The sequence below is a fragment of the Brachybacterium muris genome (assembly GCF_016907455.1).
In the GTDB taxonomy this organism is placed as follows: Bacteria; Actinomycetota; Actinomycetes; order Actinomycetales; family Dermabacteraceae; genus Brachybacterium; species Brachybacterium muris.
The window spans coordinates 3318526-3337363 of record NZ_JAFBCB010000001.1; the positions used below are offsets into that span (position 1 = coordinate 3318526).

Here is an 18838-nt window from a genome sequence, read left to right on the forward strand (position 1 = left end):
AAGTGGTGCTCCTTCGATGAACCTGGAGTACGCGCATGTATGTCGGATGGGACTGGGGCAATACCACCCATGCTGTCGCTGTGATCGATGACCAGGGCCAGGTGATCGACCGCTGGCCCTGCCCCCACACCGAGGACGGGATTCGAGCCACCCTGGCCCGCCTGGCCAGCCACGGCCCTCCGGCTAGGCTGCCGGTCGCGATCGAGACCACCCGCGGGCTGGTGATCGACCGTCTCCTGACCGCCGGGCATCCCGTGGTCCCGGTCCATCCCAACGCGTTCAACGCCGTCCGTCCCCGCTGGGGCGCTGCCCGCGCCAAGGACGACCCCGGCGACGCGTTCAAGCTCGCCGACTACCTCCGCACCGACGGGCACCGCCTGCGGACCCTGCGCCCGACCGAGCAGGCGACCCTCGAGCTGCAAGCGCTGGTCCGGGCCCGCGAGGACCAGGTCACCGCCCGCGTGGCCGCGACCAACCAGCTCGCCGCCCTGCTGGCCGAGCACTGGCCCGGCGCCGGGGTGGTGTTCGCCCGCCTGGACTCCGATATCGCCCTGGCCTTCTGCGACAGGTTCCCCACCCCAGCCTCGGCCAAGCACCTGGCCCCGGCCAGAATGCGGGACTGGCTCGCCCGGCAGCACTACTCCGGCCGCGTCGACCCCGCTGCCCTGGTGGCCAGGCTTCGTGGGGCCCCCGCGCCTGCCTCGCGGCTCGGTGAGGAGACGATCACCGCGCTGGTTCGCACACAGGTCCAGGTCATCCGGGCCCTCAGAACAGCGATCGATGACCTTGAAGCCCAGATCGAGACGGCTCTGGCCGCCCATTCCTGGGCAGCGTTGATCCAGCCCCTGCCCCGGGTGGGGATCGTCAACCTCGCCCAGATCATCGGGGAGATCGGACCGTTGCTCGAACACGCCTCCAACGCTGACCAGCTCGCCGCCGAGGCAGGCGTCGTGCCCGTCACCCGCGCCTCGGGTAAATCCCACGCGGTCGTGTTCCGCTACGCCACCAACCGGCGGGCCCGCCAAGCCCTGGTCCGCTGGGCAGACAACTCCCGCCACGCCTCGCCCTGGGCGAAGAACATTTACGAGACCGCACGCGCCCAGGGCAAACGCCATGCCCATGCCGTGCGGATCCTGGCCCGGGCCTGGCTGCGGATCATCTACGCCTGCTGGCGCGACGGCACCTGCTACGACCCCGCCACCCACCAAGCCCACAGAACCGACAGAACACACAAAACCACCGCTCTCGCGGCCTAGAGGTTGACTCAGGGAACTCATCGCGGGACCTCCTGACCGGTGTCGGTGCCGGTGATCTGCCCTGCGGATCGGCCAGAGGCCTGCTCGGCGACCTGCTCGGCGACCTGTTCCGCGTCCTGTTCGGCGGTGCGCTGCTCGAGGATCCAGCGGGCGTAGCGGGAGTCGGGGTCGGCGGCGAGCTGGGCGGGGGTGCCGTCCTCGAGGATCTGTCCGTCCTCCAGCCACAGCACCCGGTCTAGGCCCGCCACGGTGGTGGCGTCGTGGGTGATGGAGATGGTGGTGCGGGACCGTGCCAGCTCCCGCAGCGACTCGTTGACCTGTGCCTTCGAGGCGGGGTCCAGGCCCGTGGTGGCCTCGTCCAGCACCACGACGGGGGCGCGGCGGATCATGGCGCGGGCGATGGCGATGCGCTGGCGCTGACCGCCGGAGAGGGTGTCGCCGCGGTTGCCGAGCACGGTGTCGTAGCCCTCGGGCAGCCCGACGATGAAGTCGTGGGCACCGGCGCGACGGGCGGCCTCCTCGATCTCCGAGTCGGAGGCGTCGCGGCGGCCGAAGCGGATGTTCTCCCGCACGGACACGGAGAACAGCACCGATTCCTGCGGCAGGATCGCCACGTGACGGCGCAGGTCCCCGAGGCTCACGGAGCGGGTGTCGTAGCCGCCCACCCGGATCCGCCCGTGCTGCGGCTCGGCGAGCCGCAGCAGGTAGGAGACCAGGGTGGACTTGCCGCCGCCGGAGGGCCCCAGGATGCCGATGTGCTGACCGGCGGGGATCTTCAGGTCCAGGCCCTCGAACAGGGGGCGGCCGTGGCCGTCGGGAGAGGTGATGGCCTTGAACTCGACGGTGCCGCGCACCTGCCGCATCGGTACGGGGCGCTCCGGGTCGGCGATCTCCACCTGCTCGTCCAGCAGGTCGGCGATGCGCTCACCGGAGGCGGAGGCGCGGGCGATGCGGCCGGTGTACTTGGCCATGTCCCGCAGCGGCTTCATGGCGATCTTCAGGTACATCAGGAACAGCACCATGTCGCCGGGGGTCATGGCTCCGCGCAGCACCTGCAGGCTGCCGATCAGCAGCACGGCTGCCTGGGCGAAGCCCACCAGCACGTCGGTGGAGCGCTCGAGCCCGGCGGCCAGCTTCTTGGCCTTGACCCCGGCTTTCATGGCTTTCTCGTTGCCGCCGGCGAACTCGTGGGCGACCGTCTTCTCCAGGCCGTAGGACTGGACCACGCGGATGGCGCCCAGGGCCTCGGCGGCCGCCCCCACCAGGGAGCCCTCTCCCTTGCGGGTGGAGCGGGAGGCGGTGACGATCTTCGGGGAGGAGCGGCGCGAGAGCAGCAGGTAGCACAGCGCCGCGGCGACCACCACCGCGCTCAGCAGCGGGTCCAGGATCACCATCACCACCAGCAGCACGGCCAGGGTGATCACGTTGCCCACCAGCGGCAGACCGGCGGTGACGGCCACGTCCTGCAGCCGGCCCACGTCGCCCACCAGGCGCTGGGAGGTGTCGCCGATGGAGGCCCGGGAGTGGTAGCGCAGGGACAGTGACTGCACGTGGTCGAACACGCGGGTGCGCAGCTCGGTGGCGATGCGGGCGCCCACCTTGGCGAAGGACACGGTGGACAGGTAGTTCGCACCGGCGCGACCGGCGATGATCACCACCAGGCCCAGGGCCGCGGCGACCACGGTGCCGCGGATGTCCAGGCCGAAGAGGGTGGACTGGGGGATGTTCGCGCCGAGGGCGGAGGTGACGGCGTCGACCGCGAACTTCAGCGGCCACGGCTCCAGCACCCGGAACACCACGTCGGCCAGCAGGGCGATCATGCCCAGGATGCACAGCGCGAGGTGGCGCGGCAGGTGGGGGCGGATCACCGCGAGGGTGCGCCTGAGGGCCGACGGGTCCAGCTTGCCCTTCTTCGCCTTGCTCGAGGTGGGCTTCGGCTTCTTCCGCGCCTGGTCCTCGGCGCGCGGGGCCGCCATCAGGCCCCTGCTTCCACGGGGGCACCGGCGGGCACCACGGCATCGGTGGGACGCGCGGTGACCGGAGCGCCGTGGGCACCGGCCGGGGCGACCGAGGGGCCCAGCACCCGATCGAGCAGTTCGCGGCAGCGGATCCGCCAGCCGTGCTCGGCCACCGCGCTCTCGCGGGCGGCGCGGCTGAGGCGGGCACGGTGGGCGGGGTCGGCAACCAGTTCGTCAAGGGCGTCTGCGAGCGCGTCCACGTCCCCGGGCGCGACCAGCACGCCCAGTTCGCCGTCGCGGAGCACGGCAGGGATGGTGCCGATGGCGGAGGCCACCACGGGCAGGCCGGCGGCGAGGTACTCGTACACCTTCAGCGGGGAGAAGTAGTGCTCCCCGGGCGGGTAGGGGGCGGTGGCGATGTCCATGCCGTGCAGCACGGCGGGCACCTGCTCGGGGGCGACGGCGCCACGGAAGGTCACCTTCTCGGCGATGCCCAGTTCGAGGGCGAGCTCTTCGAGGGCGGGCTGCTGGGGGCCGGTGCCGCACACGTCCAGGCGCAGGTCACCGTGGGTGCGGGCCAGGGCCCGCAGCAGCACGTCGGTGCCGTGCCAGGGCTTCAGGGTGCCCACGAAGCCGACGGTGACCGGGCCCGAGCCGTCCCCCTCCTCGGGGCGGGGGGTGATGCGGGTGGTGTTGACGCCGTTGGGGGTGACCACTACGTGGGAGGGGTCCGCGCCCTCGGTGAGGGTCCAGTCGGCCACGGCCCGGCTCACGCAGGAGACCAGGGTGGCGCCGCGCAGCTGGGCGCGGGTGGCGGCGATCGCGGCGGGCTCGTCGACCAGGCTGCGGTGCTCGCGCTGCTCGGCGATCAGGGGGGCGTTGACCTCGAGGATCGAGGGGATCGATCCGGTCAGCCGTGCGGCGACGTCGGAGAACAGGGAGTAGCGCTCGTACACCAGGTCGTAGCCACCGGCGGCGATCTCGTGCGCGATGTCGGCGGCGGCGCGGGCGACGGCCTGCTCCCGCTCGGCGCCCTTGCCCTTGGGCAGGCGATGGCGGCGCACCTCGAGATCGGCGAGGTCGGCGGGGACGTGCTCGTCGGTGCGGGTGCAGAACACGGTGACGTGGTGGCCGTCGGCGCGCAGCGCCCGCACCACTTCCTGCACGTGCACGGAGGCTCCCTTGGTGCCGAACACCCCGATGCCGGGGTCCAGCAGGGCGTAGGCGATCCGCAGCGGGCGGGCGCTGGCGCTGGTGCTGGTGCTGGTGCTGGTGCTGGTGCTGGTGCTGGTGCTGGTGCTGGTGGTCATCGTGCGGTCCTTCCGATGGGAGCCTCGGCCAGCTCGCGCAGGGCGGCGGCCTGGAGGCGGGAGTCGTAGTTCGCCTCGACCAGTGCCCGGGCGGCGTCGGTGCGGCGGGCGATGTCGGTGGCGGGATCGAGGGCCCCGGCGATCGCGGCGGTGAGGGCGTGGGTGTCCCCGGCGGGCACCAGCCAGCCGGTCTCCCCATCGATCACAACCTCGCCGACGGCGGTGACGCTGGCCGCGACACAGGGGATACCGCTGGCCATGGCCTCGAGCAGCACGGTGGGCAGGCCGTCGGCGTTGCCGTCGCCGGCGATCACGAAGGGCGCCACGAACAGGTGGGCCTCGGTGAGGTGGGCGCGCACCTCCTCCTGGGTGCGGGGGCCCAGCAGGTGCACGTGCTCGGTGACGCCGCGCTGCTGGATGCGGGCCTCGAGGTCTGCGCGCAGGGGCCCGTCTCCGATGATCTCGACGCTCACGTCGTGGCCGTCCTCGCGCAGGGTCGCGACGGCGTCGATCAGCTGGTCGAAGCCCTTCTTCTCCACCAGGCGGCCCACGCCCAGCAGTCGCACCGGTCCCTCCCCCGCGGATCCCGCAGCGCTGTGCAGGTCACGGCGGTGGTAGGGGAAGCGCTCGAGCTCCAGGCCGTTGCGCACCAGGTGCAGGCGGGCGGTGTCGGCGGTGCCGAAGCGGCTGCGCAGGTGGCGCAGGTTGTAGTCGCTGATGGTGATCGCGTGGTGGGCCCCGGCCAGCTTGCGGCGCAGGTCCTCGGGGTCCACGTCCTGGTGGAAGATGTCCTTGGCGTGGGCAGTGAAGGAGTAGGGCAGGCCGCTGACCAGGCCGGCCAGGCGGGCCACGGTGGTGGCCATGGACGCGAAGTGGGCGTGCAGGTGGGTGACGCCGTGCTCGCGGGCCAGGCGGGCCACGGCGACGGCCTGCTCGGCGTCGTCCACACCGGCCGCCACCAGCTCGTCCAGGTGCTCGGCCATCCCTGCCGCGAGCGCGGGCCGGGCCATGGTCTCGCCCCAGGTCTCCCACAGGCGGCGGGGGCTCGATGCGCGGCCGACGTGGATCACGGGGGCCTGCACGCGGGCCAGCTCGGGGTGGAAGCGGGCATCGGTCGGGGGTCGCAGGGAGAAGATCACGATCTGCTCCCCGGCGGCCTCCCGGGCCAGGATCTCCGAGACGATGAAGGTCTCCGAGAAGCGCGGGTACATCTTCAGCACGTACCCGACGATCGGGGTCGGCGTCCCGTTCTCCGGGGTGGTCACGGCAGTGGTCTCAGACGGCATGGGAGGTCACCTCGGGGGCGGTGCGGACGGAGGAGGTCAGCAGGCGGGCGGCCAGGTGGGGCACCACCGAGAGGCCGTCGAAGTCGATGCCGGTGCGGTCGGTGCGGGTGGTCACCGAGCGCTCCCACCAGGCGGTGATGTCCTGGGGGGTGAGGCCGGCGGCGTCGAGGGTCTCCACGGCGCCCAGTGCGGCCAGGGCCGCGGCGCGGCGGGGCTGCTCCTGGCGGCGGCGGGCGCGGGGCACCACCAGCGCGGGGGTGGAGGTGGCCATCACCTCGGCGAGGGTGTTGTACCCGCCCATGCACACCACGGAGACGGCCTCGGCGATCAGCTCGGGCACGTCGGGGGCGGAGTGCACCACGGTGGTGGCGTCGCCGCTGTGGGCGGCGATCTCCCGCACTTCCTGCAGGTCCGCGTCGGACATCTGGGGGCCGGTGATCAGCAGGTGGCGGTGGCCCTCGGGCAGCGTCGCGCGGGCGGCGATGCGGGCCAGGTCGCCGCCGTCGGAGCCGCCGCCCAGCACGGTGAGCACGTAGGGCGGGGGCGGCTTCGGGGAGGTGCGGCCGCGGGAGGGGCGACCGGCGGGACGGCCGTGGCCCAGGTAGCCGGTGGTGACGGCCAGGCGGGCCAGGGGGCCGGGCAGCTCGCCGGTGAGGCGGGGGTCGTACACGTGGTGGTCGCCGTACACCCACACCGCGTCCAGCAGCTCGGCGACCTGCTCGGCGCCGCCCAGGGCGTCCCATTCGGCGGCGGCAACACGGGGCGTGTCCAGCACTTCGCGCAGGCCCAGCACGGTGCGGGTGCCGCGGGCACGGACGTTGGCGAGGACGGGGCGCAGCTCGCCGTCGATGCCGAAGGGGTGGCGGTCGGCGATCAGCAGGTCCGGGTCGAAGGCGGCGAGCGCCGCGTCGATGGTGGCGCTGCGCAGGTCCCGCAGTCGCTCACCGTCCATGTCCAGGCGACGGGGACGGAATCCCTTGCCGTCGCTGGAGCGGGTCATCCCCGGCAGCACCAGCCAGTCCCAGCCCTCCGGCAGCGGGTCGCGGCCCGCGTCGGGGTGCCCGGCGATCAGCAGCCCACGGACGGTGCCGCCCACGAGGGCCGGCAGGTGGGCGGCCAGCGCGTAGGCGAGTGCGCGGTTGCGGCGGGCGTGGCCCAGGCCCACGGAGTCGTGGGAGTACAGGACGATCGAGATGTCCATCGGGGTCTCCTGGTGAAGCGATGATGACCAGGAGGATGCCGGGTGGCTGTGAGGTGACGATGAAGTGTCGATGAGGACTCTCTCACCGACGATCCTCATCCGTCCCCTCCCCTCTCACCTGCACGCACGTTTCCTCACGCCCACGCCCACGCTCCGCCGGGCCCGGTTCCGATCCCGGCCCTGCACGAGGCGCGGCCCTGCACAACGAGCGGCCCCACACCCCGGATGGGGGCGCAGGGCCGCATGGTCTCAGGGCCGGACGACGCCCCGGTGTCGGGACGGTGGCCGGGCGGTATCGGACTTCGCGAGAACGGTGAGTGGACACTGGTGGCTGTTCTTCGGATCTTGAACAGCCACTGGCGTCCACTCACCCTCGGGGGCGGCAGTTCACAGCTCGCAGCCACCGCCACAGCCAGCAGCCTCGCGCTCAGGCGCCGCGGTGCTCCAGCCAGGCGCTGAGCCAGCTGTCGGGATCCTCGGCGAGGACCTGCGGGGCGCCGTCCTCGACCAGTTCGCCACCGTCGATCCACAGCACCCTGTCGGCAGCGAGCACGCAGTGGGCCTCCCGGCTGCGCACCAGGGCGGTGCGCCCGGTCATCAGCACCTGCAGGGCGTGCTGCACCTCGGCCTGCTCGGCGGGGGCCACGTCGTCCCCGGCCCGGTCCAGCAGCACCACGGGGGCGTCGCGCAGCAGGGCCCGGGCGATCGCGATGCGACGCAGCTGACCGTCGGTGAGCACCGGGTCACGAGGGTCGATCATGGTGTCGTAGCCGTCGGCCAGCATCACGATGAAGCCGTCGGCCCGGGCGCCGCGCGCGGCGCGGGTGACCTCGTCGTCGGTGGCCTCGGGGCGGCCGGCGCGGATGGCCTCCCGCACGGTGCCGGTGAGCAGGGCGGGCTCGCGCTCCACCACGGCAAGGTGGGCACGCACATCGGCCACGGGGGCTCCGGCGATGTCCTGTCCGTCCAGCAGCACGGTCCCGTACTCGGGGGCCGCCGATCGCATCAGGTAGGCCAGCAGGGCGGCGCTCTCGCGACCGTCACGGTCCAGCAGGGCCACGTGCTGGCCGGCGGGGACGGTGGCGGTGAGGCCGTCCAGCAGGGGGTCGTCGGCGGTGAGGGACTGCAGGGTGATCTCCCCGCGCACCTGGTCCAGTTCCCGGGCCTCGGCCGGGTCGGCGACGCCGCTGGAATGGTCCAGCAGGTCGCGCAGACGGGTGCCGGCACTCGCGGCGGCCGGCAGCTCCTCGAGATGGCCGATCGCGCGGTGCATGAGCAGCACCGCCAGGGTCACGGCCCCCAGGGCCAGCACTCGGTCGGTGCCGCTGAGCAGGGCCGTCACGGCAGCGGCGACGGCGATGACGGTCGCTGCCAGGTCGACCAGGGCCCGGGCACGGCGGGCGGAGGCGCGGGCTGCGCCGGCGCGGCGACCAGCAGCGGCAAGGCCCTCGGATGCGGGGTCCTCCAGTGCGTAGGCGCGGATGGTGCCGCGAGCGTCCAGCAGTTCCTGGGTGAGATCGGTGAGGGTGCGCTCCTCGGCGGCGGCGCGCTGCTCACGGGCGGCCACCCGGCGCCTGCCCAGCAGCACCACCAGGGTGTACACCGCCGCGGTCACGCCGACCAGCAGGGCGGTCATGGGGGCGTTCAGCACCAGCACCACCAGCAGCGCCATCAGGGTCAGCACGCCGGTGGCCAGGCACGGTCCGGTGCCGGCCACCAGGTCGCGCAGAGTGGCGACGTCGGCGGTGAAGCGGGTGGGGGGCATCGTCCCCTCCGCACGGTCCTCGGGGCTGCCGTGGCGGTGGAGGTGCTGCAGCAGCCGGCCGCGCAGATCGGTAGCGGCACGCGCCCCGGCGCGTTCGAGCAGGGCGGTGCGCAGGGCTGCGACCAGGCCGTACAGGGCCAGCAGCCCGCCCAGCAGGAGCGCACCGTCACGGGTGGGCGGTTGCAGGGCGTGGTCCAGTGCCAGCGGGGTAACCGCGAGCATCCAGATGCCCAGCACCAGCAGCACGCCGGCGCCGAGCACGGACCAGCGGTGGGTGCGCAGGTGGGGGTCGATCAGATCGACTGCTGCCGTGAGTCCGCCGCGGCGGGGCACGGGATGGGTCTCACCCTGACCGGCAGCGCCCGATGCATCCTCACGTCGACCTCCGGGATCCGTGCTCGGAGGGGCTGCGTTCGCGGGGGTGGTACCGGAGGTTCCGGTGCGGGAGGTGCCGGCGCTCGCGGTGCGGGGGCTCGCGGTGCGTGGGCTCGCTCCCGTCGATCCTGCTGACCGTCCGACGCCACCGGGGGCGACCGCGGCTTGGCCGGCCTGCGGCTGCAGGCTGGCGGGATGCTCCTGCGTCGGGGGCTCCGTGGGGGTGGGCGCAGGATCCGCTGTCGGAACGGGGTTCGCGGTCGGCGCCATGTTGGCCGTCGGCACCAACGCCGCCGCAGGCGACAGGCTCGATGACGACGCGGGCAGCGGCGCCGGGGCGGGCTGCGTCCCGGGGGCGGAGGGGGGCCCCGAGGCAGACGGAGTCCCCGAGGCGGGCCTGGCCGGCGCCGCGGAGGGAGAGGTGCGGCGACGGGGCGTGCCCACCTCGATCCAGGGCAGCTGCTCGTCCCAGGGCAGGTCCTCGCGCACGGGGGTGTCGGGGGCGGTGGGACGCGATGGCATGGCTCTCCTCCGGTCGGGGCGACTGGGTGACCCATGCTGTCCGGGCGGGGTGAGCCAGGGGTGAGACGATGATGAGGACATTCTCAGCAACCGATCCCCGGAGGCCCGCATGGACACCGACCAGCCCGTGACCAGCGAGGACCGCATGATCCTGGTGGACCTGTGGACCGACCTGGTGTGCCCGTGGTGCTACCTGGGCGAGGCGCGCCTGCACGATGCGATCGAGGCGGAGGGGCTCACGGGCCGGGTGCACCTGCGCCTGCACTCCTTCGAGCTGGACCCCACGGCCCCCGTGGGCGAGGCGCGCAGCAACATCGCCCACCTGGTCCAGGCCAAGGGCATGCCGGAGCCGGATGTGCGGGCCATGGAGGCGCAGATCCAGCAGCTTGCCGGGGAGCTGCACCGCGACTACGCCCCGGAGCGGCCGATGGCCAATACCCGTGCCGTGCACCGAGTGATGCAGGCGGTCCACTCCTCCGCAGGCGAGTCGTCTGCCGGCGAGCAGGCTGCCGCCGCGTTCTTCCTGGGCCTGCAGCGTGACTACTTCGCCGGCCGCGTGGATCCCTTCGATGCGGAGCAGGTGATCGCGCGGGCCGTCGAGGCCGGCCTGGACCAGGACACGGCCCGCTCCGCCTGGGAGGGCGCCACCGGTGAGGAGGCCGTCGCGGACGACGTGGCGCTGGCCCAGGAGATCGGCGTGCGAGGGGTGCCGTTCTTCGTGTTCGACGAGACGTACTCCGCGCCCGGCGCGATCCCGCTGGATGCCTTCCGCCAGGTGCTGCGCTCCCTGGCCGACGGCACCGCGCCCTGACAGCTGCACGGGTCGCCCTGAGAGCTGCACGGATCACCCTGACCGGTGCTCTGACCACGCCGTCCTGATCAGCGGGCCAGCAGCTGCTCCACCTCGGTGCCCGGGAGGCTCGCGGTCACGGGGGTGCCCCAGGGATCGGTGACAGAGATCGAGCGGCCGTCGTCGGCGAACTCGAGGCCGGCGGTGCGGAGCCGTGCCGCGAGGGCGTCGAGGTCCTCGCGGGCCGGGAGGGTGAGGGCCACGTCGGCCAGGCCCAGGGAGGCGGCACGGGGGCCGGCCCCGCGGCTGTTCCAGGTGTTCATGGCGACGTGGTGGTGGTAGCCGCCGGCGGCGGCGAACAGCGCTCCGGGGTGGGTGCCCACGGTGGTCTCGAAGCCCAGGGTGTCGATGTAGAAGCGGCGGGCGGTCTCCACGTCGCCCACCTGCAGGTGCACGTGGCCCACCACGCCCGGCAGCGCCCCGGTGCCGGTGGCGGCCTGCTCGGTGAGGTGCTGGTCGAGGTAGGCCTGGGGGTCGATGTACAGGGTGTCCATGACGACCTGGCCATCCTTCCACTGCCAGCTGTCCCGGGGTCGGTCCACGTACAGCTCGATGCCGTTGCCCTCGGGGTCGGTGAAGTAGAACGCCTCGGAGACCAGGTGGTCGCCGGTGCCGGCGAAGCGGGAGCGGGGGTCCTGGGCGGCGCGCAGCACGGTGCCGGCCAGGGAGGCCTGGTCCGCGAACAGGAACGCCGTGTGGAACAGCCCTGCCTCGCGGGGGTCCACGGCCGGCAGGCCCGGGGTGGAGATCAGCCGCACGAACGGCACCTGGCCGCGGCCCAGCACCCGGTGCACCTCCCCCGCGCGGCGCGAGGTCTCCTCCAGCGGTGTCAGCGCCAGGGCGTTCTCGTAGTACGAGCTCATCATCTCCAGGTCGCCCACGCGCAGGGTGACGGCGTCCATCGCGAGGTCGGCGGAGAGGTGCCGATCATCGACCGCGGCAGCATCGAGGTTCATGGAGCCATCCTCACCCCTCGTGGTTGAGATATCAACTACTTGTGGTGTACTTCGCGCAGTGCGGCCATGGTGCGCTTCGCGGCGAGGCCATGATGAGCTTCGGGAGCAAAGAGAAGGGCGGCGGGCACATGGCCCACCGCCCTTCGGCCGAGTCCGCTCTCCCCTGCGAGCTCGGCGTCTGTCGCTGCGCTCCGGTGCGCAGCAGGTCTTCACATGCCGGGGATGCTCAGCGCATCGCCCGCCTCGTCACTTCCCCTCGTCGCGCAGCACCACCTGGATGGTCTCGTCGATCGCCGCGGGTACGTCGTCGTCCTCGTAGCCGAGCACGCCCTGGGTGAGGGCCGGGTCGATGGAGAGGTCCACGGCGCGCAGGCGCGAGGCCTCCACCATCGGGATGCCGTGCTCCAGGCCCTGGGAGGCGGCGTGGGCATCGGCCTGGGCGACCTGCTCCTCGATGGCCTCGAAGGGGATCAGCGGCACCTGGGTGTCCTGGCCGAGGGCGGTGATGATGGTGCGGTAGAAGGCCTCGTGCGAGAGGGAGTAGCCGCTGATGGGGTAGGTGCCGCGGTGCTCGCCGTTCTCCATGGCGCCCACGGCGGCCTGGCCCACCTGGCGGGTGGTGACGGCGGCGGTGCGACCACCCGGGTGGGCGGGGAACACCTCGACGCCGCGGATCATGTCCACGAACATCTTCCACAGCGGCATGCGGCCGGGCATGGTGCCGAAGATGTAGGGCAGGCGCAGGCTGGTCACGTCCATCGCGCCGTCGCCCTCGGCGAAGGCCACCTGCTCCTGGAGCAGGCGGGTGAGCGGGTAGCCGTACTTCTTCAGGCCCAGCTCGGGCATGGTCTCGGCGAACTCGGCGAAGTAGGAGCCGTACACCACGAACTTCTTCACCCCGGCCTTGCGGGCCAGAGCCGCCAGGCGCTGCGTGGGCAGCACGTTGGCCTCGTAGAAGAAGCGGGAGGCGGGGGCGGGCGGGGTCACGCGCTCGTCGGCGCCGATCGCGTACATCACCGCGTAGCAGCCCTTGAGCAGCTCCAGCACCTCCTCGTCGCTCATCTCAGTGACATCGGCGAGGCGGGAGTCGACCGCGTCACCGAACTCCTCGAAGAGGTCCTCGGTGGGCATCGGCGGCAGCGCCACGGAGGTCACGGTGTACCCGCGGGCAACCAGCTCGCGAATGGTGGAGTGGCCCAGCAGGCCGGTACCACCAAGGACGAGGACGCGCTGGGACACGGGGATCAGCCTCCAGGGAGAAGAGCGGGCGATACGTCGACGTTATCCGTTCTCACCAGGCCATCCTGAGGACCTTCGCCCTTGCTCAGGGCCGTCCATCCCTCGCTCCGGGCCGCCCACCCCTCGCTCCGGACCGCCGTGGCTGGCCCCGGGCCCGGTCACAGCCGGGCGGCGATCTCCTCGGGCAGTTCCGCGGCGGGCTCCTTGCTCCAGCCGCCCTCGGCGCGAGGGGCGATCCGGAAGATCTCCCCCGCGGGTCCGCCCGCCACGTGGTCGCCCGGGACCACCCACAGCACATCGGCCTCGGCCTCCCACAGCAGTGCCGGGGGCTCGGTGCGGGAGTACCCGTAGTCGTCTCCCCAGACGTCCTGCCCGGAGGCGTCGCGCAGCAGCACGCCCACGCTGTCGCCGGCCGCATCGATCACCGCGGTGTACTCACCCGAGGGCGATGCCACCTCGGCCCCCACCTCCGTGATCGGAGCGGGCCCGACGGGCTCCGGCTCCTGCTCAGCGCAGGCCGGGAGCAGCCCTGCGATGCCGACCGCAGCGAGCCCGAGCAGCAGCGACCGCCTGCTGGCGCCCGGGCCGGGCACCAGGGGCGGCGAGGGCATCATGCTCACGCGACGCCGTTGCCCGGACCGTCGGCGTCGCGTCCGGCCGACTCACGGGCGGCCAGCTCCCGGGCCGTGGCGAGCACCCGCTCCCGACGCTCCGGATCGGCGGCGACGGACTGGATCGCCCAGGCCATGGCCAGTGCCGCGTCGTCCATCAGGTGGTAGGCCTCGTCGGTGGCGGCGGCGGCCGCGAACTCGCGGGTGTGCAGGGGCACGTCCACCCCGGTGATGCCCACGAAGGGATGCAGGGAGGGCACCCGCTGGGACACGTTGCCCATGTCGGTCGAGCCGGCCATCACACCGAGGCTCCCGGCCAGCGGCCTGCCCAGCACCTCCATGCCCTCGTTCCAGGCCTGCCCCAGCACCTCGTCCTGCAGCAGAGGCTCGTAGACGGGCTCGGTGGCGGTGATGTCCAGTTCGCAGCCGGTGGCGACCGCGCCGGCTCGCAGGCAGTCGAAGAGCCGGTCGCGCAGGGAGGTGAACTGGTCCATGGTCAGCGCCCGGCACTCGAGGTCGATCTCGGCCTTCTCCGGGATGATGTTGGTGACGCCGGACTGCTGCGGCACCAGGGCCAGTCGCTGCCCATCGGCCACCTGCTGGCGCAGCAGACCGGCCGCGACCTGGGCGATCACGGCGGCGTCGTTGGCGTTCAGGCCGTCGGCAGGGTTGGCGGCGGCGTGGGCGCCGCGGCCCGTGTAGGTGGCGCGCCAGCGGCCGACGGCCTGGCTGGTGGAGCCGATGGGGTCGTAGGTGTCGGTGTGGCTCATGGCGTGGGTCATCAGCGACAGGTGCACGCCCTCGAACACTCCGCGTTCGATCAGCAGCTGCTTGCCGCCGCCGTGCTCCTCGGCAGGGGTGCCGATGACCTGCACTGTCACGTCCAGCTCGGGGGCCGCCTCGACGAGTGCGAGGGCTGCCCCGAGCGAGGCGCCGGCGATGAGGTTGTGGCCGCAGCCGTGGCCGATGCCGGGCAGGGCGTCGTACTCCACGCACAGCGAGGCCACCAGGGATCCGCCGCCCAGGGTGGCGCGGAAGGCGGTGGGGAGATCGGCGATGCCGCGCTCCACGGTGAAGCCGGCCTTCTCCAGCAGGTCGGTGACGCGGTCGCGGGCGCGGTGCTCCTCGAAGGAGATCTCGGGGTCCGCGTGGATGGCGCGGGCGACGTCGAGCACCTCGGCCCGGCGGGCACGGTAGGCATCGGCGATCCGTGCCTTCGCGGGGTCGGGGTGGACCGGAGAGGTGGAGTCGGGGGCAACAGGGGCGGGGGCGGGGGCGGCGTCGTCGGCGGTCACAGGTCGATCCTGCCACGCCCGCACGCGCCCGTCAGGGGGTGTCCGGCCCTCGTCCGCCCGCCAGGAGTTCAGACCTCCAGCTGGCTGCCCGGCCCTCAGCCCTGCCGCATCAGCGGCGGGTTCAGGGAGGTGCCCTCCCCCGCGCGGTACAGACGGGCGGGCCGGCCACCGGTGAGCAGGGCCCGGGTGCCCAGCTCCTCCACGAAGCCGGGGGTGCGGGTGGCCTTGCGGTGGAAGTTCCCGGCGTCCAGGCTCACGCCCCACACGTCCTCGTAGACCCCGCGCAGCTGGGAGATGGTGAACTCCGGCTCCAGGAAGGTGACGGCTAGGGTGGTGTACTCGAGCTTGGAGCGGGCGCGGTCGATCGCCACCTCCAGCACGGTGGCGTGATCGAAGGCCAGGTCGATCTCGGCGAGGTCCTTGACGGCCCACCAGCGGGCGTCGGCCACGGCCTCGCCTCGCTGCGGCTCGGGCAGGTTCGCGCCGAGCGCCATGAACGCCACGGAGATCACGCGGCCACGGGGGTCGCGGCCGGGCCGGCCGAAGGTGCGCACCTGCTCGAGGTAGACGGTCTCGCTGCCCAGGGACGCCTCGTCGGACAGCACCCGCTGGGCGGCGTCCTCGAGGTCCTCCTGGGCTGTCACGAATCCGCCGGGCAACGCCCAGCGACCGCGGTGCGGTTCCTCGTCGCGCTGCACCAGCAGCACGCTCAGCTCGCGCTCGCGAAGGGTGAGGATCACCAGGTCAACCGCGACCCGGAGGGGCTCGTCGTAGGGCATGGCGGCAGGATACGAGCGTTCTGGTCGAAATGACTACTAGTGCGGCGGTGGTCACAGCGGAAAACGGGAGTTCTAGCTCGCATAGAAACGAAAGGGCGCCCCGGGACCGACCAAGGTCCCGGGGCACTCCCGTGTCGGGGTCGCCTCGTACCGACCGGATCACGTGACCGGCCGGGCCGGCGCACGAGTCGATCCGAGTCGATCAGAGGACGATGATCACGCCTTCAGCCAGCGCTCCCACTTCTCCACGCGGTGCTCGGCCTCCACGAAGCGCACGGTGCCGGAGGTGGCGCGCATGACGATGGACTGGGTGTGCACGTAGTCCTTGTCGTAGCGGACGCCCTCGAGCAGGTCACCGTGTGTGATGCCGGTGGCGGCGAAGTAGCAGTTGTCGGTGGTGACCAGGTCGTTGGTGGTGAGCACGCGGTCCAGGTCGTGACCAGCGTCGATCGCGCGCTGCTTCTCCTCGTCGTCCTTGGGGGCCAGGCGGCCCTGGATCATGCCGCCGGTGGCCTTGATGGCGCAGGCGGCGACGATGCCCTCGGGGGTGCCGCCGGCGCCCAGCAGCATGTCCACGCCGGTGCCGCGGGCGGCAGCGATCGCCCCGGCCACGTCGCCGTCCATGATGAACTTGACGCGGGCTCCGGCGTCACGGATCTCCTTGACCAGGTTCTCGTGGCGGGGGCGCTCCAGCACGCACACGGTGATCTGCTCGACCGGCTTGCCCAGGGCCTTGGAGACCAGGTTGATGTTCTGCTTGACCGGCAGGCGCAGGTCCACGAAGTCGGCGGCCTCGGGGCCCACCACCATCTTGTCCATGTAGAACACGGCCGAGGGGTCGTACATGCTGCCGCGCTCGGCCACTGCGAACACCGACAGGGCGTTGTCGTAGCCGAGGGCGGTCAGGCGGGTGCCGTCGATCGGGTCCACCGCGACGTCAACGTCGGGGCCGGTGCCGTCGCCCACCTTCTCGCCGTTGTACAGCATGGGCGCTTCGTCCTTCTCGCCCTCACCGATCACCACGGTGCCGTTCATGCGCACGGTGTCCATGAAGGACCGCATGGCGTCCACGGCGGCGCCGTCGGCCTTGTTCTTGTCGCCGGCGCCCACCCAGCGGCCACCGGCGATGGCGGCGGCCTCGGTGACGCGCACCAGTTCGAGGGCGAGGTTGCGGTCGGGGGCGGTCAGGTTCGCGGGGGATTCGCTGTTCACCATGGTCTCCATCGTCGAGGTGGGGTCCGACGGGCGGGTGAGGGATCGTCGTGATCGCTCCGCCCGTCTGACGTGCGGATTCACTCTACCGCGAGGCCCCGACCGCCACAGGGGCCCAGGGACCCCGGGCCGGCCCGTCCACCGCGGCGTGCCTGCTCAGAACGGGCAGGCGCAGCCGTCATGACCTCCGAAGCCGCTGCGCGATCGCATCCATGGTCTCGCCGGCAGCGGCGAGGCCCCGACGGTTCAGGTGGCCGTGGGGCACGCCGCGGCGCAGCACCAGCTCCACGTCCGCCCCGGCCGCCTGCAGCTGCTCGACGTAGCGGGCCCCGGAGATGCGCAGGTCGTCGAACTCGCTGATCTCCAGGTAGGTGGGCGGCAGCCCGGCGAGCTGCTCGCGGGTGGCCAGTGCCGGGAAGTCGTGCGCGGTGGCCTCGGCCAGCGGCCGTCCCAGGTAGTTCTCGCTCATCTCCCGGTACACCTCGGGGCTGAACCGCAGGGGCAGCGGGACGTGGGCGAGCGCCGCGGCTTCGTCCTCGGTGGGTTCTGGCAGCTCCCCGTGCAGCGCCGGGTAGATCGGCAGCGACTGGGCGATCGCGATGCCGTCGTGGGTGGCGCGCAGGGTGGCGGCCGCGGCGAGGTTGCCACCCGCACTGGCACCGCCGACGCAGATGCGTTCCGGGTCGCCGCCCAGCTCACGGGCGTGCTCGACGGTCCACCGCAGTGCCGCCATCACGTCGTCCAGCGGCACGGGGGCGTGCACGCCGGTCTCCCCCTCGGGGTTCGCGGCGGGCTTCGCATCGGCCCAGGTGGCGGGCTCGTCGACGAGACGGTAGAAGACGGAGACGACGACGGCGTCGGCCCTGCCGGCGACGCCGCGGGCCACGTCGTGGGCCTCGGGCATGTCCAGGTCGCCGTGCATGAACGAGCCGCCGTGGATCCACACCAGCACGGGTCTCCCACCGTCCGGCACCAGGCCCTCGGGGGTGTAGATCCGCACCGGCACACGGCCGTGGGGGCCGGGCAGGTCGCGGTCCTCGATCATCAGGTCCCAGCTCTCGGCGGGGCCGTAGTCGGCGGTCCACTGCTCGAAGGTGCCGGCGGGGGCGTCGGCGAAGGAGTCGAGGTGCTGCACCAGCGGCAGCCGTTCGGCGATCTCGGGGCGGAACGCAGGGGTGGGCGACGGGACGGCGGGGGTGGGCGACGGGACGGCGGGGGCGGGCGACGGGAACGCGGGGGCGGGCGACGGGAACGCGGGGGCGGGCGCGGCGGGAGCAGGAAAGGCGGGGTCGATGGGCATGCGGCCATTCTCCCCCGCCCGTCTGTCGGATCAACGCTGAGTGGCCTCGGGTGTCGTGCTCGCGGGCGTCGCCTCGAGTGCCGCATCAGCCGAACGCACTCGGGCCTGTGGCTGTGCCTGGGCCTGTGCTAGGCCGACAGCACCGCGCAGGGCGATGAAGAGGGCCACCAGACCGACGGCCAGCAGCATGTGGCCCAGACCCGCGATGCCGGGGATGGCCGCAGTGGTCTGGGTCGGGTCGGCCCCGTCGAGGGTCAGGACCCCGCGCACCACCATCATCACGATCGTGATCACCAGGCCCACGTTGTAGGTCCAGTAGAAGACGGTGAAGGAACGTCGGCCGCTGACGTGCAGCATCGCCTCCAGCGCCAGTACCACCAGGAACATCAGCATGCCGAGCACCAGCAGGTGGGTGTGCAGGGTGCTGAGCTGGGAGGGCTCGCCCAGGTTGCCGGTGAGCTTCGTGTACTCCCGGTAGAACACGCCGGAAACGAGGCCGAGGACCATGTAGACGGCAGCGGTGTTGAGCAGGCGTTTCATGCTTCCACCGTAGGAACCGCGCGGGGCGCGAGGCATCCATCGAATGGTTGAGGTCGAGGCCGAGGGGGTGTGAGAGGGGGTGGGGGTGCGGGAGAGGTGCTGGACGCGAAAGCCCGCGGCACCACAGGTTCGTGATGCCGCGGGCCAGCGCTCGGATCCCGGCCCGGCGTGATGCCACGGGCCGGCTGGGCCCCGAGCCTGCTGGGCCACGGGCCTTTGGGGACGCCGATCAGATGATCGGGCGACCCTCCTTCTTGGCCTCGCGCATGTCGCGAATGAAGCCGCGGGCGATGGTCACCAGGATGCCCAGCACGATCACGGGCCACATCAGCACGTAGGCGGTCAGCAGAGCAGTCATGAGCTTGTCCTCTCGGTAGGGACGG

At 72.5% G+C, this 18838-nt stretch carries 16 protein-coding genes; 2 read left to right on the forward strand and 14 right to left on the reverse strand.

Annotated features, from left to right (window positions below):
• Positions 1-35: 35 nt before the first annotated feature.
• Entirely contained in the window at positions 36-1256 is a 1221-nt protein-coding gene (locus JOD52_RS15415) for an IS110 family RNA-guided transposase (RefSeq protein WP_204408911.1), read from the forward strand.
• 17 nt (positions 1257-1273) lie between these two features.
• On the opposite strand, the gene JOD52_RS15420 is transcribed toward JOD52_RS15415, so the two are convergent.
• From JOD52_RS15420 to JOD52_RS15440, 5 genes are all read right to left on the reverse strand, one after another.
• A complete protein-coding gene (locus tag JOD52_RS15420; protein ID WP_204410978.1) occupies positions 1274-3232 on the reverse strand; it encodes an ABC transporter ATP-binding protein in 1959 nt (652 codons plus the stop codon).
• Entirely contained in the window at positions 3232-4524 is a 1293-nt protein-coding gene (locus JOD52_RS15425) for a glycosyltransferase family 4 protein (RefSeq protein WP_204410980.1), read from the reverse strand. Before JOD52_RS15425 ends, JOD52_RS15420 begins: the two co-directional genes overlap by 1 nt.
• Entirely contained in the window at positions 4521-5810 is a 1290-nt protein-coding gene (locus JOD52_RS15430; RefSeq protein WP_204410981.1) for a glycosyltransferase, read from the reverse strand. Before JOD52_RS15430 ends, JOD52_RS15425 begins: the two co-directional genes overlap by 4 nt.
• Positions 5800-7011 carry a glycosyltransferase family protein gene (locus JOD52_RS15435; protein ID WP_204410983.1) on the reverse strand — a complete coding sequence of 404 codons (1212 nt, stop codon included), beginning with the start codon at positions 7009-7011 and terminating at the stop codon, positions 5800-5802. The genes JOD52_RS15430 and JOD52_RS15435 overlap by 11 nt, the downstream gene beginning before the upstream one ends.
• Before the next feature lie 427 nt (positions 7012-7438).
• Positions 7439-9109, reverse strand: coding sequence for an ABC transporter transmembrane domain-containing protein (locus JOD52_RS15440; protein ID WP_204410985.1), 1671 nt, complete (start codon positions 9107-9109; stop codon positions 7439-7441).
• 673 nt (positions 9110-9782) lie between these two features.
• Between JOD52_RS15440 and JOD52_RS15445 the strand changes: the two genes are divergently transcribed.
• A complete protein-coding gene (locus JOD52_RS15445; RefSeq protein WP_204410986.1) occupies positions 9783-10484 on the forward strand; it encodes a DsbA family oxidoreductase in 702 nt (233 codons plus the stop codon).
• 68 nt (positions 10485-10552) lie between these two features.
• On the opposite strand, the gene JOD52_RS15450 is transcribed toward JOD52_RS15445, so the two are convergent.
• The 9 genes from JOD52_RS15450 to JOD52_RS17315 form a co-directional block, all read right to left on the reverse strand.
• Entirely contained in the window at positions 10553-11479 is a 927-nt protein-coding gene (locus JOD52_RS15450; protein WP_204410988.1) for a VOC family protein, read from the reverse strand.
• A 246-nt stretch (positions 11480-11725) separates the two neighbouring features.
• Positions 11726-12718: an NAD-dependent epimerase/dehydratase family protein gene (locus JOD52_RS15455; RefSeq protein ID WP_204410989.1), complete on the reverse strand. Its 993-nt coding sequence runs from the start codon at positions 12716-12718 to the stop codon at positions 11726-11728.
• 158 nt (positions 12719-12876) lie between these two features.
• A complete protein-coding gene (locus JOD52_RS15460) occupies positions 12877-13329 on the reverse strand; it encodes a hypothetical protein (RefSeq protein ID WP_204410991.1) in 453 nt (150 codons plus the stop codon).
• 5 nt (positions 13330-13334) lie between these two features.
• A complete protein-coding gene (locus JOD52_RS15465) occupies positions 13335-14624 on the reverse strand; it encodes an amidohydrolase (protein ID WP_204410993.1) in 1290 nt (429 codons plus the stop codon).
• 95 nt (positions 14625-14719) lie between these two features.
• The gene (locus JOD52_RS15470) at positions 14720-15403 is read right to left on the reverse strand and encodes an NUDIX hydrolase (RefSeq protein ID WP_017823951.1); all 684 of its coding nucleotides are present in this window, start codon (positions 15401-15403) and stop codon (positions 14720-14722) included.
• A gap of 216 nt (positions 15404-15619) precedes the next feature.
• Positions 15620-16627 (reverse strand): class II fructose-bisphosphatase, encoded by a 1008-nt coding sequence (gene glpX, locus JOD52_RS15475; protein ID WP_204410995.1) that lies wholly within the window; start codon positions 16625-16627, stop codon positions 15620-15622.
• A gap of 166 nt (positions 16628-16793) precedes the next feature.
• Entirely contained in the window at positions 16794-17915 is a 1122-nt protein-coding gene (locus JOD52_RS15480) for an alpha/beta hydrolase (RefSeq protein WP_259804703.1), read from the reverse strand.
• Positions 17916-17945: 30 nt separating this feature from the next.
• On the reverse strand, positions 17946-18455 hold the full coding sequence (locus JOD52_RS15485) for a DUF2871 domain-containing protein (RefSeq protein WP_204410997.1): 510 nt from the start codon (positions 18453-18455) through the stop codon (positions 17946-17948).
• Between the two features lie 229 nt (positions 18456-18684).
• Positions 18685-18813 carry a putative transporter small subunit gene (locus JOD52_RS17315; protein ID WP_239551928.1) on the reverse strand — a complete coding sequence of 43 codons (129 nt, stop codon included), beginning with the start codon at positions 18811-18813 and terminating at the stop codon, positions 18685-18687.
• Positions 18814-18838 lie beyond the last annotated feature (25 nt).

Excerpts from the sequence above, each read along its gene's own strand:
- JOD52_RS15415 (WP_204408911.1), top strand. The coding sequence starts at position 36 with ATGTATGTCGGATGGGACTGGGGCAATACCACCCATGCTGTCGCTGTG.
- JOD52_RS15420 (WP_204410978.1), bottom strand. The coding sequence starts at position 3,232 with ATGGCGGCCCCGCGCGCCGAGGACCAGGCGCGGAAGAAGCCGAAGCCC.
- JOD52_RS15425 (WP_204410980.1), bottom strand. The coding sequence starts at position 4,524 with ATGACCACCAGCACCAGCACCAGCACCAGCACCAGCACCAGCACCAGC.
- JOD52_RS15430 (WP_204410981.1), bottom strand. The coding sequence starts at position 5,810 with ATGCCGTCTGAGACCACTGCCGTGACCACCCCGGAGAACGGGACGCCG.
- JOD52_RS15435 (WP_204410983.1), bottom strand. The coding sequence starts at position 7,011 with ATGGACATCTCGATCGTCCTGTACTCCCACGACTCCGTGGGCCTGGGC.
- JOD52_RS15445 (WP_204410986.1), top strand. The coding sequence starts at position 9,783 with ATGGACACCGACCAGCCCGTGACCAGCGAGGACCGCATGATCCTGGTG.
- JOD52_RS15450 (WP_204410988.1), bottom strand. The coding sequence starts at position 11,479 with ATGAACCTCGATGCTGCCGCGGTCGATGATCGGCACCTCTCCGCCGAC.
- JOD52_RS15460 (WP_204410991.1), bottom strand. The coding sequence starts at position 13,329 with ATGCCCTCGCCGCCCCTGGTGCCCGGCCCGGGCGCCAGCAGGCGGTCG.
- JOD52_RS15470 (WP_017823951.1), bottom strand. The coding sequence starts at position 15,403 with ATGCCCTACGACGAGCCCCTCCGGGTCGCGGTTGACCTGGTGATCCTC.
- glpX (WP_204410995.1), bottom strand. The coding sequence starts at position 16,627 with ATGGAGACCATGGTGAACAGCGAATCCCCCGCGAACCTGACCGCCCCC.
- JOD52_RS15480 (WP_259804703.1), bottom strand. The coding sequence starts at position 17,915 with ATGCCCATCGACCCCGCCTTTCCTGCTCCCGCCGCGCCCGCCCCCGCG.
- JOD52_RS15485 (WP_204410997.1), bottom strand. The coding sequence starts at position 18,455 with ATGAAACGCCTGCTCAACACCGCTGCCGTCTACATGGTCCTCGGCCTC.
- JOD52_RS17315 (WP_239551928.1), bottom strand. The coding sequence starts at position 18,813 with ATGACTGCTCTGCTGACCGCCTACGTGCTGATGTGGCCCGTGATCGTG.